This window comes from Burkholderia sp. Bp9090 (assembly GCF_003857985.1).
Taxonomy (GTDB): domain Bacteria; phylum Pseudomonadota; class Gammaproteobacteria; order Burkholderiales; family Burkholderiaceae; genus Burkholderia.
On sequence record NZ_QTPV01000009.1, the window covers coordinates 67,628 to 89,054 of the forward strand.

Below are 21,427 nucleotides of genomic sequence, written 5' to 3' on the forward strand. Positions count from 1 at the left end.
GCCGTCGCTGCGGTGCAAGGCCGCGCCGGATGGCCGTCATGCGTCGGCGGAAAACCGGCGCGCGTCGATGCCGACGTCAGGCAAGGCCCGCCGCGAGCGCCGCGGCGACCGAGCCGGCCACCAGCACGACGCCGATCGTGCGGCGCTTGTTCAGCTCCGTCCACAGCAGCACGCCCGTCAGCGACAACAGGATCAGCGAACCCGCGATCGTGTCCATCAGCAGCACCCAGCCGAGATTCATGCCGACGCCACGATGCAGGTTGTTCAGCGTCGTCAGGAACGTGTTGCCGGTGCGCTTCACCGACACGTAGCCGTTGCCGACCCAGTATTCCGCCTGCAGGTTCTGGTGCGGACCGAACAGGCCCATCTGCCAGTGCTCGGGCTGCATCACGCGCTTGTCGCCCCAGGCGACCGGCTGCGCAGGCTCCTTGCGCACGCGGCCCGGCCGGCCGTCGAAGTGCAGTTCCTGCTGGAGCCACTTCGTCATCGCGGCGGGCGACTTCGGCACCGGGTCCGGCAACGCGATCTGCATCTGCTCGACCTGCGGTTCGCCGGTCGGGATCTTCAGCGGCGGCGCACGGTGGTTCAGCAGCACGCCCGTCACGCCGAACAGCAATCCGAGCACCGCGCCCCACAGTCCGACCCAGCCGTGCACCTTGCGCAGCCATTTGATGAAGGTCGCGCGGCGCGAGCGCTGGCGGCGCGCCGCCAGTTCGGCGTCGCTCAGGGGCCGTGCGGCCGGGTGCAGCACGGTAACGCCCGCGGGGGGCCTGCCCGCCTGCGGCGGGGCGATCGTTTCGGGCGCGTTCACGCGAGAGTATCCATTCGTTCAAAGCAACGGGCGGCGCACGGAAAACGTGCGCCGCCCGGACAGCATGAAAATGAGAATGGATATCATTACACAAATGACGCGGCCGCTCAATCCGCCGGCACACGATGGAGCGGCCGAGAAAGTCCAGAGATAACCAAAAAAGCATACAGATCGCACGCAGATTCCGGTCAATAGACGAAAAATTCCGACGAAATGATCACGAAAGACCCGGACAGCATTTCGCAAGAAAAACTCCGTGGGCGTTGGCGTGGGCGTGGCCGCGGGCTCAGCGCTTCAGCAATTCAGTGGCTCAGCAGCTCAACTGCTCAGCGGCGCAGCGGCGGCAACGGAAAGCGCGGCGCGGCGTCACCCGGTTCGGGCTCGGTGCGATCGAGCGCATACAGCCACGCGAGCAGATCCGCGACGGCCTGGTAAAGCTGCGGCGGAATCCGGTCGTCGAGGTCGACCTGCATCAGCAGCGACACCATCTCCGGCGCGGTGTGCACGTACAGCCCCGCATCACGGGCACGCGCGACGATCATCTCGGCGAGCAGGCCATACCCCTTCGCGACCACGCGCGGCGCGGCATCGCCGCCTTTCGGATCGTAGACGAGCGCGGCCGCGCGCTTGCGCGACGTCATGCTCATCGCGGCACCTCGTCGTCGGCGCCCGGCATGCCGCCAGCCGCACTGCGCGCATACGCGGCAGCGGCGGCCTGCGCGGCGAGCGGATCGAAGCCGTCCGGCTCGTCGCCGACCGCGCGGATCGACAGTCCGCCGAGCTGCAGGCCCGATCCCTCGAACCGTTGCCGCAACGCCGCCTCGTTTCGCGTGAGCCGGTCGGCGCCGGCCGAATTCGCGCGCAGCCGCGCGACGAGCTGCTTGCCGTTCAACACCAGCTCCGCGTCGACCGTGCCGAGCGACGGCAACGTGAGCGTCAGCCGGGTGCGCCAGGCGATCCCGTCCCCCGTGTCGTCGCCGCCGCGCGACGCGCGGCCGCCCGGATCGTCGGGCTCGATCGTCCAGTCGAGCCGCGCACCGGGCCATGCCTCGCCGGCCCAGCGAAACTGGTCCGTCGCGAGTGCGTCGAGCTGCTGCCGGACGATCGGCACGGCGGCCGGATGCACGGGAGCCGATGCCTGCGCCTGCGGATCGGCCGACGCGGCGGCCAGTTCGGCGCGCGCCGGCGTCCAGCGCGGGTCGGGATGGTCGCCGAGCGGGTCGGTCAGCGCGGCCGTGCCCGACGCGGCACCCGGCCGGGCGACCAGCTGGGCGTTCGGCACAGGCTCGTGCGGCACTGCACCGCCCGGCGCGGGCGCGCCCGGTTGCATGGCGAATCGCGGCGCGGCCGCCGGCAACGGCAGACGCGGCGCGAGCAGTTCGTCGAGCACATCGGGCGCATCGTGCTGCGCGGCATCCGGGGCTGGCTGCACCGGCACGGTCGTGAGGCGCGCCTGCGGTTCGCGCATCAGCGCGGCGAGCGGGCGCTGGCCGGCCAGCCACTGCGCGAGATGGGATTCGTAGAAGAGGCCGCTTTCGCTCACGGCCTGCGCGAGCGCCGCGTGCAGCGCCGCGACGGGCGGTGCGGCAGCCGCAGCGCGCGTGGCCGCGACGTCGGACGCGGGCGACGCGGTTGAAGAAGTGCTGGAAGAAGCGGTGTAGGAAGCAGTGGAAGAAGCGGCGGCCGAAGCGGCCGGATCGGAGGCGCTCTGCCCGACCGGCGGCGCAGTCGCCGCGCCGCCCAGCAGCACGGAAGGGTCGGCCAGCAGCGGCGTGCGCCCGGCGATCACGGGCGTCGCGACACCGCCAGAGCGCGAGATCGCATCGAGCACGAGCGCGACATCGGATAACGCCGTCTGCGCGGACGCCGGCGGCGCGGCCGGCGTGGCCCCCGTCGCGGGCGGCGACGACGCGCCGGCACCCGGCGTGCCGACTTGCGCGGTCGCGCCGCCGCCGGCGGGCGCCGTCACGGTGCCGGCCAGCAGGCTGTCGAGGCGGCTCGCCAGCAGGGCGGCCGCAACGGAGTCGATACCGGTCATGATCGAAGCCTGCTCACCTCAGCCACATCGTTGCGAAGCCGGGCACGCGGCTACCGCCGCCCCGGCAAACGGGCACTATCCGCGAGCGCGGTAGAGATCGGTCAATACCTCGGTCGAGCGCCGCGCCTCGAACAGCGCGGACAATCGCGCGACTTCCGGGCTCGCGAGATCGCGGATCGCGGCGTCGTCGGCAAGGATGCGGCGGATCAGCGCGAGCTTGCGGCCGAGGTCCGCTTCGTCGAGCGCGACGCCCGGAGCGGCCGCCTTCAACCCGTCGACGAGCCTCAGGAATTCGGCCTGCAACTCCGGCAGCGCGCGCCAGTCCGCGCCGCGCGCCGCGCACAGCATGCGGCCCGACACGGCCGCGAGCGCCTCGTAGCGAGCGAAGTATTCGGCCTTGAGATTCATCGCGCCGCGCCCGCCGCCTGTTGCGCGGCCATGCGCGCGACTTCCGGAGCGATGCCCGTCCATGCTTCCTCGAGCGTCGCGAGCAGCCCGTCGACCTCGACCAGCATCGCGTCGCTCGCGTGCATGTTGGCTTCCAGCAGGCGCCGGCCGATATAGGTGTACAGCGCGTCGAGGCGCTCGGCGATCTGGCCGCCCGCGTCGCGATTCAGCGACACCTGCAGGCCGTTCTCGACGATCCCGATCGCCTTGCCGATCGCTTCGCCGCGTGCGGACACGTTGCCCTGCTGCAAATGCATGCGCGCGAGCGCGATGGCCTGCCGCGCGCCCTGATACAGCATCGCGATCAGCCGGTGCGGGGAGGCGCCCATCACCCCCGTCTCGACGCCGACACGCGCGTACGCACTGGCTCCAGCGTGTCCTGGGGAAAACATGCGCTTCTCCTTGTGATGCGTTGGCTATGCGGTGGCCGCCGCCTTGCGATGCACGACGCGGCCTCGTTCCAGAGTTATCGGAACGGAATTGGAAAGCTTTAGGTGCGCGGGCCGCCGGCGCGGCAGGCAGGCTGCTCCCCTGGGCGGCTGCCCCGGGAAGCCCGTCGCCGGATGCCCGTCGCCGGTTGCCGGCGGGTCAGACCGACATCTGCATGATGTCGTTGTACGCGCTCACGAGCTTGTTGCGGACCTGGAGCCCGAACTGGAAACCGATGTTGGCCTTCTGCATGTCGACCATCACGTCGTTCAGCGACACGTTCGCCGCGCCGACCTCGAACGCGTGCGCCTCGCCGAGCGCGTGCTGCTGGTCGCCGCTGATCTTGTCGAGCGACGCCTTCATCGCGCTCGCGAACGTGCCGGCCGTCGCGGCGCCCGAGCCGGCGAGCGCTGCCGCCGGGCTCCCGACGCCGCCGCTCGCCTGCGCGGCCATCGCCTGCATCTGTTGCAACACCGAACCGATTCCGCTGACGTTGGCAGCCATGCTGTCCCCAGACCTGTAAGAGATGAGACCCGGGCACACCGGGCGTTTCCGACGGCGCCGTACGACGCGCACCATGCCGGATCGCGAAAAAGGATAGCAGCGCGGCGCGCGCCAAAGCCGCGAAAGTACGGGGGAAACCCCGCTCTTTTCGGTCGATCGGAGTCGCGCCCGGGTCCCGATAATCGCATCGTGTCATTGTCCGTCCGCTCGTCCGAGCGGCTCAGTCGTCCCGCTCCGGAGAAACTCCACGCATGGATTCGCAGGCCAACTCGCTGATCAACCCCGACGCCCGCACGGGCCTCGCCAGCCCGGTGCCAGGCGCCACCGCGGCCGCCGCGTTGCCGGGAGCAGGCGGCGCCGGCGCGGACTTCGGGTTCGGCGGCTTCGCGGAACGCATCCCCGGCATCTCGCGGATGAAGGGCAACCCGAAGCTGCCGTTCGTGATCGCCGTCGCGTTCGCCGTCGCCGCGATCACCGCGCTCGTGCTGTGGAGCCGCGCGCCCGACTATCGCGTGCTGTACAGCAACCTGTCGGACCGCGACGGCGGCGCGATCATCACCGCGCTCCAGCAGGCAAACGTTCCCTACAAGTTCGCCGACGCGGGCGGCGCGATCCTGGTGCCGTCGAACCAGGTGCACGAAACGCGCCTGAAGCTCGCCGCGATGGGCCTGCCCAAGGGCGGCTCGGTCGGCTTCGAGCTGATGGACAACCAGAAATTCGGCATCAGCCAGTTCGCGGAGCAGGTGAACTACCAGCGCGCGCTCGAAGGCGAGCTGCAGCGCACGATCGAGTCGATCAACGCGGTGAAAACGGCGCGCGTGCATCTCGCGATCCCGAAGCCGTCGGTGTTCGTGCGCGACAAGGAAGCGCCGAGCGCGTCGGTGTTCGTCGACCTCTACCCGGGCCGCGTGCTCGACGAGGGCCAGGTCCAGGCGATCACGCGGATGGTGTCGTCCGGCGTGCCCGACATGCCGGCCAAGAACGTGACGATCGTCGACCAGGACGGCAACCTGCTGACCCAGACGGCGTCGGCCTCCGGCCTCGACGCGAGCCAGCTCAAGTACGTGCAGCAGGTCGAGCGCAACACGCAAAAGCGCATCGACGCGATCCTCGCGCCGATCTTCGGCGCCGGCAACGCGCGCTCGCAGGTCAGCGCCGACGTCGATTTCTCCAGGCTCGAGCAGACCTCGGAAAGCTACGGCCCGAACGCCTCGCCGCAGCAGACCGCGATCCGCAGCCAGCAGACCAGCACGGCCACCGAACTCGCGCAGGGCGGCGCCTCGGGCGTGCCGGGCGCGCTGTCGAACACGCCGCCGCAGCCGGCCTCCGCGCCGATCGTCGCCGGTAACGGCCAGAGCGGGCCGCAGTCGACGCCCGTCAGCGACCGCAAGGACCAGACGACCAACTACGAACTCGACAAGACGATCCGCCACGTCGAGCAGCCGATGGGCAACGTGAAGCGGCTGTCGGTCGCCGTCGTCGTCAATTACCAGCCGGTGGCCGACGCGAAGGGCCACGTGACGATGCAGCCGCTGCCACCCGCGAAGCTCGCGCAGATCGAGCAGCTCGTGAAGGACGCGATGGGCTACGACGAGAAGCGCGGCGACTCGGTGAACGTCGTGAACAGCGCGTTCTCGACCGCGAGCGATCCGTACGCCGACCTGCCGTGGTGGCGCCAGCCGGACATGATCGCGATGGCGAAGGAAGCCGCGAAGTGGCTCGGCATCGCGGCGGCCGCGGCGGCGCTCTATTTCATGTTCGTGCGCCCGGCGATGCGCCGCGCGTTTCCGCCGCCCGAGCCGGCCGCGCCGGCGCTCGCGGCGCCGGAGGATGCGGTCGTGCTCGACGGCCTGCCCGCCCCGGACAAGGCCGACGAGCCCGATGCGCTGCTGCTCGGCTTCGAGAACGAAAAGAACCGCTACGAACGCAACCTCGACTACGCGCGCACGATCGCCCGCCAGGATCCGAAGATCGTCGCCACCGTCGTGAAGAACTGGGTGTCCGATGAACGCTGAAGGCCTGACCAAGAGCGCGCTGCTGCTGATGTCGATCGGCGAGGAAGAGGCCGCTGAAGTATTCAAGTTCCTCGCGCCGCGCGAGGTGCAGAAGATCGGCGCCGCGATGGCCGCGCTGAAGAACGTCACGCGCGAGCAGGTCGAGGACGTGCTGCAGGAGTTCGCGAGGGAAGCCGAGCAGCACACCGCGCTGTCGCTCGATTCGAGCGATTACATCCGCTCGGTGCTGACCAAGGCGCTCGGCGAGGACAAGGCCGGCGTGCTGATCGACCGGATCCTGCAGGGCAGCGACACGAGCGGCATCGAGGGCCTGAAGTGGATGGACTCGGGCGCGGTGGCCGAACTGATCAAGAACGAGCATCCGCAGATCATCGCGACCATCCTCGTGCACCTCGACCGCGACCAGGCGTCCGAGATCGCATCGTGCTTCACCGAGCGGCTGCGCAACGACGTGCTGCTGCGGATCGCGACGCTCGACGGCATCCAGCCGGCCGCGCTGCGCGAGCTCGACGACGTGCTGACCGGCCTGCTGTCCGGCAGCGACAACCTGAAGCGCAGCCCGATGGGCGGCATCCGTACCGCGGCCGAGATCCTGAACTTCATGACGAGCAATCATGAGGAAGGCGTGCTCGAAAGCGTGCGCCAGTACGACGCGGAGCTCGCGCAGAAGATCATCGACCAGATGTTCGTGTTCGAGAACCTACTCGACCTCGAGGATCGCGCGATCCAGATGGTGCTGAAGGAAGTCGAGTCGGAAACGCTGATCATCGCGCTGAAGGGCGCGCCGCCCGCGCTGCGCCAGAAGTTCCTCGCGAACATGTCGCAACGCGCGGCCGAACTGCTCGCCGAGGATCTCGACGCGCGCGGCCCGGTGCGCGTGTCCGAAGTCGAGACGCAGCAGCGCCGCATCCTGCAAATCGTCCGCAATCTCGCCGAAAGCGGCCAGGTCGTGATCGGCGGCAAGGCGGAAGACGCGTATGTCTGATTCCGCGCGCGAGCCCGCCGGCACCCTCACCGCGTACCAGCGGTGGGAGATGGCGTCGTTCGATCCGCCGCCGCCCCCGCCGCCGCCCGACGCTGCCGCAGCGGCCGCCGCCGCGCTCGCCGCGGACCTGCAGCGCGTGCGCGACGCCGCGCATGCCGAAGGCCATGCGGCCGGTCACGTCGAAGGCCAGGCGCTGGGTTATCAGGCCGGTTTCGACCAGGGCCGCGAGCAGGGTTTCGAAGCCGGCCAGGCCGAAGCCCGCAAACAGGCCGCGCAGCTCGCGGCGCTCGCCGCGTCGTTCCGCGAAGCCGTATCGAGCATCGAGCACGATCTCGCGTCCGACCTCGCGCAGCTCGCGCTCGACATCGCGCAGCAGGTCGTGCGCCAGCACGTGAAGCACGATCCGGCCGCGCTCGTCGCGGCGGTGCGCGACGTGCTCGCCGCCGAACCGGCGCTGTCCGGCGCGCCGCATCTCGCGGTGAATCCGGCCGACCTGCCCGTCGTCGAAGCCTATCTGCAGGACGAACTCGATACGCTCGGCTGGAACGTGCGCACCGACGCGTCGATCGAGCGCGGCGGCTGCCGCGCGCACGCCGCGACGGGCGAGGTCGACGCGACGCTGCCCACCCGCTGGCAGCGCGTCGCCGCCGCGATCGGCAAGGTGAGCGCATGGTGACGCCCACGCCCGAATCGATCCTGCACGACGGAATGACGCCGCTCGAGCGCGAACTCGCGCTCGCGTCGTTCGGCCCCGACGGTCCGCACGACACCGCGCACGACGCGCCGGCACACGCGACGGATGCCGCCTGCGACACGCCGCGCGCGCCGCACAATCCGCATCTCGCGCACTGGCGCACGCACCTGAACGGGCTCGCGACACGCAGCCACCGCGCGCTGCCGCTGCGGCCGTGCGGGCGCCTCACGCGCGCCGCGGGCCTCGTGCTCGAGGCGATCGGGCTGCGCCTGTCGGTCGGCGCCGAATGCACGATCGAATTGCCGCCCGGCAGCACGCTGCCGCACGCGGAAGCGGAAGTCGTCGGGTTCTCCGGCGATCGCCTGTTCCTGATGCCGACCACCGACGTCGCCGGCGTCCTGCCCGGCGCGCGCGTATGGCCGCTGGAGGCCGCGCCCGTCGCCGATCCGCTCGCGGGCGCCAAGCGGCTGCCGGTCGGCTGGGAAATGCTCGGGCGCGTCGTCGACGCGTCGGGCCGCCCGCTCGACGGCCTCGGCCCGCTCGGGTCGAAGGTCGATGCGCCGCTGTCGGCGCCGTCGATCAACCCGCTCGATCGCGAGCCGATCCACCACGTACTCGACGTCGGCGTGCGCGCGATCAACGGCCTGCTCACCGTCGGCCGCGGGCAGCGGATGGGCCTGTTCGCCGGCTCCGGCGTCGGCAAGTCGGTGCTGCTCGGCACGATGGCGCGCTACACCAGCGCGGAAGTGATCGTGATCGGGCTGATCGGTGAACGCGGCCGCGAAGTGAAGGAATTCATCGAACAGATCCTCGGCGAGGACGGGCTCGCGCGCTCGGTCGTCGTCGCGGCGCCGGCCGACGTGTCGCCGCTGCTGCGGATGCAGGGCGCCGCCTACGCGACGTCGCTCGCCGAGTATTTCCGCGACCAGGGCAAGCACGTGCTGCTGCTGATGGATTCGCTGACGCGCTACGCGATGGCGCAGCGCGAGATCGCGCTCGCGATCGGCGAGCCGCCCGCGACCAAGGGTTATCCGCCGTCGGTGTTCGCGAAGCTGCCCGCGCTCGTCGAGCGCACCGGCAACGGGCCCGAAGGCGGCGGCTCGATCACCGCGTTCTACACGGTGCTGACCGAAGGCGACGACCAGCAGGACCCGATCGCCGACTCGGCGCGCGCGATCCTCGATGGCCACGTCGTGCTGTCGCGCGCGCTCGCCGAGGCCGGCCACTATCCGGCGATCGACATCGAGGCGTCGATCAGCCGCGCGATGACCGCGCTGATCGACGAACCGCATCTCGACCGCGTTCGGCAGTTCAAGCAGATGCTGTCGCGCTACCAGCGCAATCGCGACCTGATCGCGGTCGGCGCCTATGCGCCCGGCCGCGACGCGCAGCTCGACCGCGCGATCGCGCTCTACCCGCGCATCGAATCGTTCCTGCAGCAGGGCTTTCGCGAATGCGCACCGTTCGAATCGAGCCTCGCCGCGCTCGATGCGCTGTTCGACGTACACGGAGGCTGATCCCGATGGCACACGGCTTTCCCCTTCAACTGCTGCTCGACCGCGCGCAGGAAGATCTCGATACGGCCGCGAAGCAGCTCGGCACCGCGCAGCGCGACCGCACCGCTGCCGCCGAGCAGCTCGATGCGCTGCTGCGCTATCGCGACGAATACCACGCACGCTTCGCGCAGTCCGCGCAGAGCGGGATGCCGGCCGGCAACTGGCGCAATTTCCAGGCGTTCATCGACACGCTCGACGCTGCGATCGCGCAGCAGCGCAACGTGCTGGCCGCAGCTGAACGCCGCATCGACGAGGCGCGCCCGAACTGGCAACAGAAGAAACGCACCGTCGGCTCATACGAAATCCTGCAGGCGCGCGGCGTCGCGCAGGAAGCGCAGCGTACCGCGAAGCGCGAACAGCGCGACGCCGACGAACACGCCGCGAAGATCCTGCGCATGCGGGCCGACGCCGCCCGCTCGGCGTAGCCGCTCACCGCTTTCGAACGAGAGAATCGTCATGCCTCCCCTGCCCCTGCTCGGCGCGCTGCTCGACACCGCCGGCACCGCACTCAAGGCCGTCCGCGACGCGGGTTCGTCGGCCGCCGCCGGCAAGACCGCCGGCAACGATGCCGCCGCCAGCCCGGCCGCCGTGCCGTTCGCGCAGACGCTGAAGCAAAGCGTCGACACGCGGCACGACGCGACGAATGCCGGCATGCCGGACGCCACGACGAAACAGGTGTCGGCGACGCCGGCCGCCGGCACGAAGCCGTCCGGCACGGGCGACGACAAGCCGACCGACGACGCGAACGCGACGCCCAATCCCGACGCCGCCGCGCTCGCAGCGGCCGCCGCCGTGCAGGCGCAGCTGCTGGCTCGCACGAACGACGCGGCGCCGGCCGATGCCGACAGCACCGCCACTGCCGCGCAGACGACGGCCGTGTCCGGCCAGCCCGACGCCACGGCCGCGCTGACGAATCATGCCGGCAAGGATGCGGCCGCCGAGCCGGCTGCCCCCGCGCCGGGTCGCGACGCGCTGCAGGCCGCGCTGGCGAAGCTGACCGGCGGCGCGGGCGCGATCGCGATGCCCGCGGCGGGCGCGGCGGCGGCCGCAGCGCCCGCACCGGCAGCGACGACGTCGGCCTCGGCCGCCGCCCCGCTGACGCCGAAGGTCCCGACGTTCGACCGCGCGCTCGCCGACGCCAAAGGCGCGCCCGCGACACAGCAGCCCGCCACGCAGGCCGCCGCACCGGCGCTGCAGGCCGGCGCAACGGCCCAACCCGCCGCGCAACATGCATTCGCGGCCGCCGAAGAAACCGCCAGCCCGGCCGCCGACGCAACGGTCGCTGCCGCCGCCACGGCTGCGGCAGCCGCCCAGGCGAACCTCCAGGCATCGCCCGCCGCAAGCACGATTGCCGCGGCCAACCCGCACGTGCTGGCCCCGCACGTCGGCACCGCCGACTGGACGGATGCGCTGAGCCAGAAGGTCGTGTTCCTGTCGAATGCACACCAGCAGAGCGCCGAGCTGACGCTGAACCCGCCGGACCTCGGCCCGCTGCAGGTCGTGCTGCGCGTCGCGGACAACCACGCGCATGCACTGTTCGTATCGCAGCACGCGCAGGTGCGTGACGCGGTGGAAGCCGCGCTGCCGAAGCTGCGCGAGGCGATGGAAGCGGGCGGGCTCGGCCTGGGCAGCGCGACGGTCAGCGACGGCGGCTTCGCGTCGCAGCAGCAGAACCCGCAGCAAAGCTTCGCCGGCGGCCGGTCGTCGCCGCGCGCGCGCGCCGGATCGTCAGCCGTCGACGCACCGCTCGACGCCGCGCAATCCGCATCGGCCGCCGCCACCGTGAGCCGCGCGGGCCTCGTCGATACGTTCGCCTGAGCATCGCGTCGCTCGCGTGCCGGTATGTGCCGCTCAGCGGCCGTGCGCGGCCGCGGCCGCCTCGCCGCGCGGCACGCTGCCCCGGCGCGCCGCGACGATGAAGTCCGCCGCGCGTTCGCCGATCATCACCGACGGCGCATTCGTGTTCCCGCCGATCAGCGTCGGCATCACCGACGCATCCACCACCCGCAGCCTTTCGACACCCCGAACGCGCAGTTGCGGATCCACGACCGCGCGCGCATCCGAGCCCATCCGGCAGGTTCCGACCGGGTGATAGATCGTGTCGGCGTGCGCGACGATCGTCGCGCGCAGCTCGGCTTCGCTCTGGCCCGCCCGCGTGTACAGCTCGCGCCCGCCCTGCGACGCGAGCGGCGCCTGCGACAGGATCCGGCGCATCGCCTGCGCACCGCGCACGAGCAGGTCGAGATCGCGCGTATCGCTGAAGAAACGCGGATCGATCAGCGGCGCGTCGCGCGCATCGCCGCTCGCGAGCGCGACCGTGCCGCGGCTGAACGGGCGCAACGCGCACACGTGCAGCGAATAACCGAAGCCCCAGTGCATCTTGCGGTTGTGATCGTCGACGAGCGCCGTGCAGAAATGCAGCTGCAGGTCCGGACGATCGAGCGACGGATCGCTCTTGATGAAGCCGCCGGCCTCCGCGACGTTGCTCGTCATCATCCCCGTGCGGCTCGAGAAATAGCGCGCGAGCGCCGGCGCCATCTTCGCGATCCCGCGCAGGCAGATGCCGACCAGCTCCGACGAATTCACGCGCGTGTTGATGATGAAGTCGATATGGTCGATCAGGTTGGTGCCGACATCCGGCGCGTCCTGCACGACCGCGATCCCGTGCCGGCGCAGTTGTTCCGCCGGCCCGATCCCCGAGCACATCAGCAGTTGCGGCGAATTGAACGCGCCGGCCGACAGGATCACTTCCGCGCGCGCACCGAGCGTCTCGACGCGTCCGTCGCGCGACACCACCACACCGACCGCGCGCCTGCCGTCGAAGCCCACGCGCAGCACCGTCGCCTCGGTGATCACATGCAGGTTCGGCCGGTCGCGGTCGTAGATGTACGCACGTGCAACGCTGCAGCGCGAGCCGTCGCGATGCGTGACCTGATAGAAGCCGACGCCTTCCTGCGTCGCGCCGTTGAAGTCGTCGTTGAGCGGATAACCGGCCGCGTGCGCGGCCTGGATGAATCGTTCGGAGAACGGATTGCGAAAGCGCAGATCGGACACCGTCAGCGGCCCGTCCGCGCCGTGCCAGGCGTCGGCGCCGCGCGCGTTGCCTTCCGCGCGGCGGAAATACGGCAGCACGTCCTGCCAGCCCCAGCCCGTCGCACCGAGTTGTGCCCACTCGTCGTAGTCGCCCGGATGGCCGCGCGTGTAGATCATCGCGTTGATCGCGCTCGAGCCGCCCATCCCGCGTCCGCGCGGCTGGTAGCCGCGGCGGCCGCCGAGGCCCGGCTGCGGCACCGTTTCGTAACCGTAGTTCGTGCCGAGCTTGAACGGCACGAGCGCCGCGATCCCCACCGGCATGTTGACGAGCAGGTTGCGCGCCGTGTGCGAACCGGCCTCGATCAACGCGATCGTCGCGTCGGGGCATGCATCGGCGAGGCGGCTCGCGAGGCTCGACCCGCCCGATCCTCCACCGACGATGATGTAGTCGTATTGCATGTCACGTCTCCTTCGTGTCATGAACGGCGCCCGGCGCGGCCCGGCTCCCGCTTGTAATGTTCGGGCATTGTAGGAATGGCCGTCGCGCGCGCGGCACGCCGATTCAAGAGCGATTCCTCTAAACGCCCGCGTGAACTAAATTTAAGATGTATCGATGAATTCGACGCGATGCAGCGGCCGCCAGAAGCCGCGCCGTCGCGAAACTGGGGAGACGACGATGCAGCGCGACGTTCTGCAGGCCGCGTGCCGACCGGGTTGTCCGGACGCACCGCGCGCGGCCCGCATTTCATTTCAAACGGATGCCTTGGCGGTGACGTGCAACACCGTGCGCGCGGCCGGTCGAAATCGAACGACGCCGCGTATCGCCGACCGTTTGAACGGCGCGTCGCATGCGCGGCTCGACCTGCCGATTCATGCATCGTCGCGCGCATCGCGTCATGCCGCTTCGGTGCGCCGGCAAGCATCGGCAATTCGCGATCGCGCACCATTCGGAAGTCGCAGCGAGCCGCACGCGCACCCCGAGCAATCCCGTTTTCGAACACGAATACCGTCGCGCGGATACGACGCTTGCCGCACGTTGCATCCTGTTTTCGACCGTGCATTGCATCCGGCCCCGTGCCGCGCGACGCGCGCCATCCCGACCCGCCCCACCACGCTCGCCGAGCGGGTACGTGCGGCCTGACTGCTGGCCGACGTGCCACGCCCAACTGGAGTAGACGACATGAAGAACGACCTGCCCGAACTGGCCCCGCAAACGGCGCCGTCGGTCGATGCGCTGACGTCGCTGCTGCGCGACCAGCGCGCGGCCTACCTGCGCGCGCCGTATCCGGAGTGGGACACCCGCGCGCAGCACCTGCGCGCGCTGCGCACGATGCTGCTCGATCACGCGGATGCGCTCGCCGATGCGATCAGCGCCGACTTCGGGCATCGCGCGAAGCAGGAAGTACTGCTGTCGGAAATCTGGATGGCGAAGGAAGAGATCGACGATGCGCTCAAGCGCGGCAAGCGCTGGATGAAGCCCATCCGCAAGCCGATGAACAAGTGGCTGCGGCCGGCGCGCGCGAAGGTGCTGCCGCAGCCGCTCGGCGTGGTCGGCATCGTCGTGCCGTGGAACTATCCGCTCCTGCTCGCGGCCGGGCCGCTGATCTGCGCGCTCGCGGCCGGCAACCGCGCGATCATCAAGATGTCCGAACTGACGCCGCGCACGTCGGCGCTGTTCGCGCAACTGATCGGGAAGACCTTCTCGCGCGACCACGTCGCGGTCGTGAACGGCGATGCGGAGATCGGCGCCGCATTCAGCGCGCTGCCGTTCGATCACCTGCTGTTCACCGGGTCGACGCACATCGGCCGCCATGTGATGCGCGCCGCGGCCGACAATCTCACACCCGTCACGCTCGAACTCGGCGGCAAGTCGCCGGCGATCGTCGGTCCGAATGCGCGCTTCGATGCAGCCGTCGACGCGATCATCGGCGGCAAGACGCTGAACGCGGGCCAGACCTGCATCGCGCCCGACTACGTACTGCTGCCGCGCGGGATGGAAGCCGCGTTCATCGAGCGGGCACGGGCGCGCTTCGCGAAGCTGTATCCGGACCTGTCGACCAACGGCGATTACACGACGATCGTGTCGCCGCGCCATTACGCCCGGCTGCAGCAGCTGGCGACCGACGCGCAGGCAGCAGGCGCGCAATTGCATCCGCTGTCGGACGCGCAGTCCGATCCCGCGTCACGCCGCTTCGTGCCGTGCGCGGTCACGCACGTGCCGGCCGCGTCGCAACTGATGCAGGAGGAAATCTTCGGGCCGTTGCTGCCGCTCGTGCCGTACGAGCGGCTCGACGAGGCGATCGCGTACGTGAACGCGCGGCCGCGGCCGCTCGCGCTGTACCTGTTCGACGAGGATGGCGGCACGGTCGAGCGCGTGATGCGCGAAACGATCTCGGGCGGCGTGACGGTGAACGACGCACTGCTGCACATTGCGTGCGGCAGCCTGCCGTTCGGCGGCGTCGGCGCGAGCGGGATGGGCGCGTATCACGGCTACGACGGCTTCGTGACGTTCTCGAAGATGAAGCCCGTGCTCACGCAGGCGCGCCTGAATACCCGTGGGCTGATCGTACCGCCTTACGGCAAGCGCTTCGCCGCGGTCATCCGGATGATGCTGAAGTTCTGAGCGATGCGGGCCGCGCGCCACGCGCGCCGGCCCGCCCGCGAACGCCGCGCGGCGACGCTGCCGCGCGCGCCGTCGCACGTCACACGGGCCAGAGCGGCCCTTCCTGCATCGCGCCGATCTGCTCGCGCAGCTCGAGCACGCGTGCTTCCCAGTAGCGATGCGTGTTGAACCACGGGAACGCGGCCGGAAACGCCGGATCGTCCCAGCGGCGCGCCAGCCAGGCCGCGTAGTGGATCAAGCGCAGCGTGCGCAGCGCTTCGACCAGATGCAGCTCGCGCGGCTCGAATTCGCAGAAGTCCTCATAACCTGCGAGCAGGTCCGCGAGCGCGCGCGACGCGCCTTCGCGATCGCCCGGCAGCAGCAGCCACAGATCCTGGACGGCGGGCGCCATCCGGCTATCGTCGAAGTCGACGAAATGCGGGCCTGCGTCGGTCCACAACACGTTGCTCGGATGGCAGTCGCCGTGCGTGCGCAGCAGGCGAATCTCGCCCGCACGCTCGAACGCGGCCTCGACGCCTTCGAGCGCGAGGTTCACCGCCGTCTCGTAGGCGGGCCGGACATCGTCGGGAAGAAAATCGTGCGCGAGCAGGTAGTCGCGCGGCTCGTAGCCGAACGTGCGGATGTCGAGCACCGGACGCGCGACATACGGCTCGGTCGCGCCGACCGCGTGAATCCGGCCGATGAAGCGGCCGAGCCATTCGAGCGTGTCGCTGCGGTCGAGATCGGGCGCGCGGCCGCCGCGCCGCTCGAAGATCGAGAAGCGGAAGCCGTCGAACGCATGCAGCGTGCGGCCGTCGAACGCGCGCGCGGGCACCGCCGGAATCTCGCGCGCGGCGAGCTCGGCGACGAAGGCGTGTTCTTCCAGGATCGCGTCGTCCGACCAGCGCGCGGGCCGGTAGAACTTCGCGACGACCGGCGGGCCGTCTTCGATGCCGACCTGGTAGACGCGGTTCTCGTAGCTGTTGAGCGCGAGCAGGCGCCCGTCGGTGCGCAGCCCGGACGGCATCAGCACGCTGTCGAGCGCGTCGAGCACGCACTCGGGCGTGAGGCCGGCGAACGGCGGGCCGGCGGGAGCTGCGGGGGCGGAAGTGTCGTCTTTCATGCCCCGCATTGTGCCGTCAGCCGCGCCGAAACACGAGCGCCCGGTGCGGCACGCGCGCTCAGTGGATCGCGGCGCCGGCCGGCAGCACGGATTCGCCGGTGTCGATCAGGTCCTCGAGAAAGAACGGCTCGGTGTTGAGTTCCTTCGACTCGCCCGGCACGCCCGCGTACCAGGTCACCATGGCCATGTCGCCCAGAACGCGCTGAACGATGCCGCGCGCGCCCTTCGGCACTGCGATATGGGTAGTGCAGACAATCGACCCGACATGCATGATGGTTCCCCACTCTTGAAACTTGAAACCCGGCTCGCTGGCGAGCCGGCAAATGCACGATCCGCGCCGCCCTCGTCGGGGTGTTGCGCGTGATCCCATTGTTCACGGTTTATCGAAGCGCGAAAAGAAGAAGAAGCAGGCGAAGTGCCGCGAATTCGTCGAATGTCTCCAATCAACCACTGCGCCGCGCGTGCGCTTGCACGGGCGGATACCCCCATCATACCCTGTCGAATGTGACTGTCCGCCGAATCCGGCCATACGCGCGGCGCGCAGGCGAATCGCACGACAGGCGTATCGTCTGCCCTTTGCCCGGTCGCAAGGAGACTTCGCGCGAGCGCAGCGAACGGAACCACGCCCGCGGCCTCGCGCCTCAATGCCGCGCCCCCTACCTCGAACGAGACTCACGCAGCTACCGACGCGCGGCGTGCGGCGTGATGTCGTAGTGTCGTGGCGCCATAGCGTATGGCGGTGCCGGTGCGCCAGCGGTTGCGCTGCACGGCCGCCTTGCGTTACCTTTGACGTTCATTCGCGTTCAAGCGCATTTCGACACGATGCATCCGCTCACGTCCGCTCTCGCAAAATCCCGGCCGCAGTTCGACTCGCGGCCGCAGGCGTGCGCGCATCCGTCGGTCCTCCCTCCTCCTGTCGCACCGCCGCGCGTCGGCGCCGCGCCGCCCCCGCCGGCGACACGCGTCGGCTGACCAGCCGGCTTCCGGTTTCCGTTTTCCATTTGCCCGTTCGGGCCGTTCGTGCGTGATCGCGCACGACGCGTTCCCGCACGCGCGACATGGAACGTTTCGATCCGTTCGACAGGTGGATTCACATGGTTTCGTTCAAACGCGCGCTCGCCGCGCATGGCGTGACGTCGCTCTTCGTCCTGCTGTGGAGCAGTGGCGCGATCTTCGCTGAACTCGGTCTGCATCACGCATCCGCGTTCGTCTTTCTCACCGCGCGATTCGCGCTCGCGTCACTCGTGCTGCTCGCGCTGGCCGTCATGCGCGGACGCTGGCTGCCGCCGCGCGGCGAGCGCCGCATGGCCGCGCTGACCGGCCTGCTGATGATGGGCGGCTATTCGATCTTCTACCTGCTCGCGCTCGACCGCGGGATCGCGCCGGGCGTGCTCGCGACGATCCTCGGCGTGCAGCCGATCCTCACGCTCGCGATCGTCGAGCGGCGCTGGCAACCGATGCGTATCGCCGGGCTCGGGCTGTCGTTGGCCGGTCTCGCGCTCGTCGTGTGCCGCGGCGTGGGCGGTGCCGGCCTGCCGGTCATCGGCGTCGCCTGCGCGCTCACGGCGCTCGTCGCGCTGACCGCCGGCTCGCTGCTGCAAAAGCGCGTGCGCGCGGCGCCTGCCGACGTGCTGCCGCTGCAGAACGCGATCGGCCTCGTGCTGTGCGTGGCGATCCTGCCGTTCCGGCCGATCTCGCTCGAGATCGGCTGGGCGTTCGTCGTGCCGCTGCTGTGGCTCGGGATCGTGATCTCGGTGATCGCGCAGTTGCTGTTCTACCGGTTGATGCAGCGCGGCGATCTCGTCAACGTGACGAGCCTGTTCTATCTCGTGCCCGTCGTCACCACGCTGATGGACGCGCTCTGGCTCGGCAACCGGCCCGAACCGCTCGCGCTCGCCGGCATGGGGGCGATCGTCGGGGGCCTCGCGCTCGTGTTCCGCACGCCCGCCGTTCGCGCGCAACCCGATCGCGCGTAAGCGGCCGGGCTGCCGCGCCCGCGGGTGCGGCAGCCCGTAGCGAACACGTACGGCGTTTCCGCGCCAATCGAAAGGAACGGGAAAGACTGGCGCAAGGCATTCGTCCAATTCGCGGGAAAAATGCGGAATCCCCGGGGTTTTCCGCATACTTTTAATGGTTCGGATAGCGAAAATCGCGGCGAGCTTGCCTATACTCGAACTGTCCGACCCGCTCGCAATCGCGAATCGGTCGGCCCAACAAGAGAAATGCCCGGCATGGGGCTGGAAGTCGCGCCTGCGCCTGTTCCGGCCCACTACGGAGACACGCATGACGACCTATTTCACGATCGGCGACTTCATCCTGTTGATTCCGATGGCGCTGGCCGGAGCGCTATTTCTCGGCGCGGTGCCGTGCGCAACCGAATTCCGCCACAACCTGCTGCGCGTGCTCGGCGTCATCCTCGGCGTCGGCGTTGCGGTATTGCTCGTCGAGGGCCTGCCTGCACTCCTCTAGCCACGCGTCGGCGCGCGGCGGTCACGTCGCTGCATTGCAGCGACGCGACGGCGTGTGTGCGTGCGCGGCGATACGGCATGCAATGCTTCGCATCCCGTATCGACGGTCGTTGCTGCCGGTCAGATCGCCTGATCGGTGGACGGCTTTTCCCACAGATTGATGCCGCCCTCGATTGCGTGGCGATCGATCTCCGCGAGTTCGTCGGCCGAGAATTCGAGATTCTTCAGCGCGCCGACGTTTTCACGCACCTGCTCCGCACGGCTCGCGCCGATCAGTGCGGACGTCACGCGGCCATCGCGCAGCACCCACGCGAGCGCCATTTGCGCGAGGCTCTGCCCGCGCCGCTCGGCGATACCGTTGAGCTTGCGCACGTGCTCGAGGTTCTCCGCGCTCAGGTGATCCTGCTTCAGCGAGCCGCCGCCCGGTTTGTTCACGCGTGCGTCGTCCGGCACGCCGTTCAGGTATTTCGACGTCAGCAGCCCCTGCGCGAGCGGCGTGAACGCGATGCTGCCCGTGCCGATCTCGTCGAGCGTGCCGAGCAGGTCCGGCTCGATCCAGCGGTTCAGCATGTTGTACGACGGCTGGTGGATCAGCAGCGGCACCTTGTATTGCGCGAGCAGTTCGGCCATCTCGCGCGTCTTCGCGGCCGAGTACGACGAGATGCCGATATACAGCGCCTTGCCCTGCTGCACGGCCGATGCGAGCGCGCCGGCGGTTTCCTCGAGCGGCGTGTGCGCGTCGAAGCGGTGCGAATAGAAGATGTCGACGTAGTCGAGGCCCATGCGCTGCAGGCTCTGGTCAAGGCTCGCGAGCACGTACTTGCGCGACCCGCCGCCGCTGCCGTACGGCCCCGGCCACATGTCCCAGCCGGCCTTCGTCGAGATCAGCAGCTCGTCGCGGTACGGCCGGAAATCTTCCTTCAGCAGCCGGCCGAAGTTGGTTTCGGCGCTGCCGTACGGCGGCCCGTAGTTGTTCGCGAGGTCGAAGTGATTGATGCCGAGGTCGAACGCGGTGCGCAGGATCTCGCGCTGCGTCGCGATCGGCGTCGAGTCGCCGAAGTTGTGCCACAGGCCGAGCGACAAGGCGGGCAGTTTGAGCCCGGATTTGCCGCAGGTGCGGTATTGCATGTCGGCATAACGTTCGGAAGCTGCTTCGTAGGCCATGAGTCGGTTCCGTCAGGACGTCGGGGAAGGGACGCGCGCCGCGCGCGAACATCACGCGCCGGCGGCGAAGGAAACATACGACGGCTATGGTAGCGAACGTGGCCGATGCGCGCACGGCAATGGACGCGGCTGCGCGCGTCGCCTACACTGCGGCGTCTCGAATCACCGTTACAGCGAGGTTGGTATGTCCCGGGTCATCTCGGTTGCGCTGCTCGTCGGCGGCGTCGTGCTGCTGTATTTCGGCGGCCAGTCGTTCCATTCGATCAACGACAACGTGTCGCGCTTCTTCACCGGCTCGCCCGCCACGAAAACGATCCTGCTGATCGCCGGGGGCGCCGTCGCGATGCTGATCGGCCTGATCGGCCTCGCGATGCCGGCCAACAAGCGCTGATCTCGCAGCCGCGTGACGCACGACGACGTGCCCGCCTCGCGCGATGCGGGCCGCACAAAACGCAACGGGCGGCCAGGCCGCCCATTTCTTCATCCGCTCATGCGGCCGCCGCGCCGCATCGAACCATCGACGCGGCTGCAGCGCCGCCCGAACCGCTGCTAGAACTGCACTTCCGGCTTCGCCGCCGAACGCGTGCCCGGCACCGGCCGGTTGCTCACGCCGTGATACGTGTAGACGAGCGAGAACTTCACCTGGTCGGAGCGGTTCTGCCCCGCCGAATGCAGCGTGTTGCAGTGGAAAAACACGACGTCGCCCGTCTGGAGCGGCGGGCAGGTTGCCGCGTCGATCATCTTGCGGTTTTCCGGCAGGTCGCTGCGGAAGAACTTCGCGTCGTCGAACGCTTCCGGCCCGAATTCGGCCGTGTGCGAACCCGGCACCAGCCAGAGCGCCCCGTTTTCATTCGTTTCCGGGCCGAGCGCGAGCCACACCGACACCATGTCCGCGCGTTCGAACGACCAGTAGCGGAAGTCGCGATGCCAGCCCGTCAGGCTGCCGTACGCCGGATGCTTCGTCATCATGCAGTTGTGATGCGCGCGCGACAGCACCGGCTGCTCGCCGAAGTACTCGCGCATCCACGCGCCGATTTCCGGCGCGATCGCGCGCTCGGCGAACGCCGGATCGCGCGTGTAGGCGTCCAGCAGCCGCCGCACCGTATGCCCGCCCGGCGCATGCTTCGACTCGGGCGCGCCCGGGTAGCGCAAATCCGCCTCGAACTCGATCGGCTCCGCCGCTTCCTGCAACTGGCGCCCCGCGATCCGCTTGAGCGTCGCGCACTGCGCTTCGCCGACGAGGCCGCGCGCGACGACGAAGCCGCGTTCGCGCAATTCCGCGACTTGCGCGCGGATCGATTCCGACTGCAATGAAGACGACATGGGATGCCAGACGTTTATTGTGTGAATGTGACGATTGTAAATCGGCGCCGGATGCCGCGAACAGCGCCATTGTCGTACGCAGGGGCATGCCAATCGCCGATTTGATCTGGCTCAAGGGAACTGTGCGGCGCGGCGCGAGCCTCAGCGACAGGCGGTATGCGACGACACGCTTGCGGCACAAGGGTTTATCGCGACTTTTGCACGTCATGAAACCCCGGTAGCCTGTCGCGGCCTG

At 69.5% G+C, this 21,427-nt stretch carries 22 protein-coding genes; 11 read left to right on the plus strand and 11 right to left on the minus strand.

Annotated features, from left to right (window positions below; genetic code table 11):
- Window positions 1-76: 76 nt before the first annotated feature.
- The 6 genes from DIE16_RS11310 to fliE form a co-directional block, all read right to left on the minus strand.
- Window positions 77-811, minus strand: a complete 735-nt coding sequence (locus tag DIE16_RS11310) for a PepSY-associated TM helix domain-containing protein (protein WP_124892301.1) — start codon at window positions 809-811, stop codon at window positions 77-79.
- 326 nt (window positions 812-1,137) lie between these two features.
- On the minus strand, window positions 1,138-1,458 hold the full coding sequence (locus DIE16_RS11315; protein WP_044848841.1) for an EscU/YscU/HrcU family type III secretion system export apparatus switch protein: 321 nt from the start codon (window positions 1,456-1,458) through the stop codon (window positions 1,138-1,140).
- A complete protein-coding gene (locus DIE16_RS11320) occupies window positions 1,455-2,849 on the minus strand; it encodes a flagellar hook-length control protein FliK (protein WP_124892302.1) in 1,395 nt (464 codons plus the stop codon). Before DIE16_RS11320 ends, DIE16_RS11315 begins: the two co-directional genes overlap by 4 nt.
- 75 nt (window positions 2,850-2,924) lie before the next feature.
- Window positions 2,925-3,257: a flagellar protein FliT gene (locus tag DIE16_RS11325; RefSeq protein ID WP_044849239.1), complete on the minus strand. Its 333-nt coding sequence runs from the start codon at window positions 3,255-3,257 to the stop codon at window positions 2,925-2,927.
- On the minus strand, window positions 3,254-3,688 hold the full coding sequence (gene fliS, locus DIE16_RS11330) for a flagellar export chaperone FliS (RefSeq protein ID WP_044849240.1): 435 nt from the start codon (window positions 3,686-3,688) through the stop codon (window positions 3,254-3,256). The genes DIE16_RS11325 and fliS overlap by 4 nt, the downstream gene beginning before the upstream one ends.
- A gap of 196 nt (window positions 3,689-3,884) precedes the next feature.
- Complete coding sequence (gene fliE, locus DIE16_RS11335) at window positions 3,885-4,229, minus strand: flagellar hook-basal body complex protein FliE (protein WP_044849241.1); 345 nt, start codon at window positions 4,227-4,229, stop codon at window positions 3,885-3,887.
- 251 nt (window positions 4,230-4,480) lie between these two features.
- Between fliE and fliF the strand changes: the two genes are divergently transcribed.
- Genes fliF through DIE16_RS11370 form a run of 6 tightly spaced genes read left to right on the plus strand, consistent with a single transcriptional unit; the run spans window position 4,481 to window position 11,297 of the window.
- Window positions 4,481-6,244 carry a flagellar basal-body MS-ring/collar protein FliF gene (fliF, locus tag DIE16_RS11345; RefSeq protein WP_044849242.1) on the plus strand — a complete coding sequence of 588 codons (1,764 nt, stop codon included), beginning with the start codon at window positions 4,481-4,483 and terminating at the stop codon, window positions 6,242-6,244.
- Window positions 6,234-7,229: a flagellar motor switch protein FliG gene (fliG, locus tag DIE16_RS11350; protein ID WP_124486673.1), complete on the plus strand. Its 996-nt coding sequence runs from the start codon at window positions 6,234-6,236 to the stop codon at window positions 7,227-7,229. Before fliF ends, fliG begins: the two co-directional genes overlap by 11 nt.
- On the plus strand, window positions 7,222-7,905 hold the full coding sequence (gene fliH / locus DIE16_RS11355) for a flagellar assembly protein FliH (protein WP_124486674.1): 684 nt from the start codon (window positions 7,222-7,224) through the stop codon (window positions 7,903-7,905). The genes fliG and fliH overlap by 8 nt, the downstream gene beginning before the upstream one ends.
- Window positions 7,899-9,440 carry a flagellar protein export ATPase FliI gene (gene fliI, locus DIE16_RS11360; protein ID WP_124486675.1) on the plus strand — a complete coding sequence of 514 codons (1,542 nt, stop codon included), beginning with the start codon at window positions 7,899-7,901 and terminating at the stop codon, window positions 9,438-9,440. Before fliH ends, fliI begins: the two co-directional genes overlap by 7 nt.
- Before the next feature lie 5 nt (window positions 9,441-9,445).
- The gene (fliJ, locus tag DIE16_RS11365; RefSeq protein WP_044849246.1) at window positions 9,446-9,904 is read left to right on the plus strand and encodes a flagellar export protein FliJ; all 459 of its coding nucleotides are present in this window, start codon (window positions 9,446-9,448) and stop codon (window positions 9,902-9,904) included.
- A 31-nt stretch (window positions 9,905-9,935) separates the two neighbouring features.
- On the plus strand, window positions 9,936-11,297 hold the full coding sequence (locus DIE16_RS11370) for a flagellar hook-length control protein FliK (protein ID WP_124892303.1): 1,362 nt from the start codon (window positions 9,936-9,938) through the stop codon (window positions 11,295-11,297).
- A gap of 33 nt (window positions 11,298-11,330) precedes the next feature.
- Here the strand turns inward: DIE16_RS11370 and DIE16_RS11375 are convergent, their stop codons facing one another.
- The gene (locus DIE16_RS11375; protein ID WP_124892304.1) at window positions 11,331-12,971 is read right to left on the minus strand and encodes a GMC family oxidoreductase; all 1,641 of its coding nucleotides are present in this window, start codon (window positions 12,969-12,971) and stop codon (window positions 11,331-11,333) included.
- Window positions 12,972-13,188: 217 nt separating this feature from the next.
- On the opposite strand from DIE16_RS11375, the gene DIE16_RS11385 reads away from it, so the two are divergent.
- Together DIE16_RS11385 and DIE16_RS11390 are read left to right on the plus strand one after the other, a co-directional pair.
- Window positions 13,189-13,653, plus strand: a complete 465-nt coding sequence (locus DIE16_RS11385) for a hypothetical protein (protein WP_124486678.1) — start codon at window positions 13,189-13,191, stop codon at window positions 13,651-13,653.
- Between the two features lie 39 nt (window positions 13,654-13,692).
- The gene (locus DIE16_RS11390; RefSeq protein ID WP_124892305.1) at window positions 13,693-15,135 is read left to right on the plus strand and encodes a coniferyl aldehyde dehydrogenase; all 1,443 of its coding nucleotides are present in this window, start codon (window positions 13,693-13,695) and stop codon (window positions 15,133-15,135) included.
- A 79-nt stretch (window positions 15,136-15,214) separates the two neighbouring features.
- Here the strand turns inward: DIE16_RS11390 and DIE16_RS11395 are convergent, their stop codons facing one another.
- Window positions 15,215-16,246, minus strand: coding sequence for a serine/threonine protein kinase (locus DIE16_RS11395; RefSeq protein ID WP_124520550.1), 1,032 nt, complete (start codon window positions 16,244-16,246; stop codon window positions 15,215-15,217).
- Window positions 16,247-16,295: 49 nt separating this feature from the next.
- Window positions 16,296-16,508 carry a hypothetical protein gene (locus tag DIE16_RS11400; protein ID WP_011886311.1) on the minus strand — a complete coding sequence of 71 codons (213 nt, stop codon included), beginning with the start codon at window positions 16,506-16,508 and terminating at the stop codon, window positions 16,296-16,298.
- 823 nt (window positions 16,509-17,331) lie between these two features.
- Here DIE16_RS11400 and DIE16_RS11410 point away from each other — a divergent pair.
- Window positions 17,332-18,213 carry a DMT family transporter gene (locus DIE16_RS11410; protein WP_124892306.1) on the plus strand — a complete coding sequence of 294 codons (882 nt, stop codon included), beginning with the start codon at window positions 17,332-17,334 and terminating at the stop codon, window positions 18,211-18,213.
- Between the two features lie 307 nt (window positions 18,214-18,520).
- A complete protein-coding gene (locus tag DIE16_RS11415; protein ID WP_014895742.1) occupies window positions 18,521-18,706 on the plus strand; it encodes a hypothetical protein in 186 nt (61 codons plus the stop codon).
- Between the two features lie 119 nt (window positions 18,707-18,825).
- Here the strand turns inward: DIE16_RS11415 and mgrA are convergent, their stop codons facing one another.
- On the minus strand, window positions 18,826-19,869 hold the full coding sequence (gene mgrA, locus DIE16_RS11420) for an L-glyceraldehyde 3-phosphate reductase (protein WP_124892307.1): 1,044 nt from the start codon (window positions 19,867-19,869) through the stop codon (window positions 18,826-18,828).
- 184 nt (window positions 19,870-20,053) lie between these two features.
- On the opposite strand from mgrA, the gene DIE16_RS11425 reads away from it, so the two are divergent.
- Entirely contained in the window at window positions 20,054-20,260 is a 207-nt protein-coding gene (locus tag DIE16_RS11425) for a DUF3185 family protein (protein WP_044847854.1), read from the plus strand.
- Window positions 20,261-20,418: 158 nt separating this feature from the next.
- Here DIE16_RS11425 and DIE16_RS11430 read toward each other — a convergent pair whose 3' ends face one another.
- Window positions 20,419-21,192: a phytanoyl-CoA dioxygenase family protein gene (locus DIE16_RS11430; protein WP_124892308.1), complete on the minus strand. Its 774-nt coding sequence runs from the start codon at window positions 21,190-21,192 to the stop codon at window positions 20,419-20,421.
- Between the last annotated feature and the right edge of the window lie 235 nt (window positions 21,193-21,427).

What these genes read in the sequence shown, in the direction of transcription:
- DIE16_RS11320 (WP_124892302.1), bottom strand. Translation starts at nt 2,849, where the DNA reads ATGACCGGTATCGACTCCGTTGCGGCCGCCCTGCTGGCGAGCCGCCTC.
- DIE16_RS11425 (WP_044847854.1), top strand. Translation starts at nt 20,054, where the DNA reads ATGTCCCGGGTCATCTCGGTTGCGCTGCTCGTCGGCGGCGTCGTGCTG.
- fliH (WP_124486674.1), top strand. Translation starts at nt 7,222, where the DNA reads ATGTCTGATTCCGCGCGCGAGCCCGCCGGCACCCTCACCGCGTACCAG.
- DIE16_RS11395 (WP_124520550.1), bottom strand. Translation starts at nt 16,246, where the DNA reads ATGCGGGGCATGAAAGACGACACTTCCGCCCCCGCAGCTCCCGCCGGC.
- fliI (WP_124486675.1), top strand. Translation starts at nt 7,899, where the DNA reads ATGGTGACGCCCACGCCCGAATCGATCCTGCACGACGGAATGACGCCG.
- DIE16_RS11370 (WP_124892303.1), top strand. Translation starts at nt 9,936, where the DNA reads ATGCCTCCCCTGCCCCTGCTCGGCGCGCTGCTCGACACCGCCGGCACC.
- DIE16_RS11375 (WP_124892304.1), bottom strand. Translation starts at nt 12,971, where the DNA reads ATGCAATACGACTACATCATCGTCGGTGGAGGATCGGGCGGGTCGAGC.
- fliG (WP_124486673.1), top strand. Translation starts at nt 6,234, where the DNA reads ATGAACGCTGAAGGCCTGACCAAGAGCGCGCTGCTGCTGATGTCGATC.
- DIE16_RS11410 (WP_124892306.1), top strand. Translation starts at nt 17,332, where the DNA reads ATGGTTTCGTTCAAACGCGCGCTCGCCGCGCATGGCGTGACGTCGCTC.
- fliE (WP_044849241.1), bottom strand. Translation starts at nt 4,229, where the DNA reads ATGGCTGCCAACGTCAGCGGAATCGGTTCGGTGTTGCAACAGATGCAG.
- DIE16_RS11430 (WP_124892308.1), bottom strand. Translation starts at nt 21,192, where the DNA reads ATGTCGTCTTCATTGCAGTCGGAATCGATCCGCGCGCAAGTCGCGGAA.
- fliS (WP_044849240.1), bottom strand. Translation starts at nt 3,688, where the DNA reads ATGTTTTCCCCAGGACACGCTGGAGCCAGTGCGTACGCGCGTGTCGGC.
- fliJ (WP_044849246.1), top strand. Translation starts at nt 9,446, where the DNA reads ATGGCACACGGCTTTCCCCTTCAACTGCTGCTCGACCGCGCGCAGGAA.
- DIE16_RS11385 (WP_124486678.1), top strand. Translation starts at nt 13,189, where the DNA reads ATGCAGCGCGACGTTCTGCAGGCCGCGTGCCGACCGGGTTGTCCGGAC.
- DIE16_RS11390 (WP_124892305.1), top strand. Translation starts at nt 13,693, where the DNA reads ATGAAGAACGACCTGCCCGAACTGGCCCCGCAAACGGCGCCGTCGGTC.
- DIE16_RS11415 (WP_014895742.1), top strand. Translation starts at nt 18,521, where the DNA reads ATGACGACCTATTTCACGATCGGCGACTTCATCCTGTTGATTCCGATG.
- mgrA (WP_124892307.1), bottom strand. Translation starts at nt 19,869, where the DNA reads ATGGCCTACGAAGCAGCTTCCGAACGTTATGCCGACATGCAATACCGC.
- DIE16_RS11325 (WP_044849239.1), bottom strand. Translation starts at nt 3,257, where the DNA reads ATGAATCTCAAGGCCGAATACTTCGCTCGCTACGAGGCGCTCGCGGCC.
- DIE16_RS11400 (WP_011886311.1), bottom strand. Translation starts at nt 16,508, where the DNA reads ATGCATGTCGGGTCGATTGTCTGCACTACCCATATCGCAGTGCCGAAG.
- fliF (WP_044849242.1), top strand. Translation starts at nt 4,481, where the DNA reads ATGGATTCGCAGGCCAACTCGCTGATCAACCCCGACGCCCGCACGGGC.
- DIE16_RS11315 (WP_044848841.1), bottom strand. Translation starts at nt 1,458, where the DNA reads ATGAGCATGACGTCGCGCAAGCGCGCGGCCGCGCTCGTCTACGATCCG.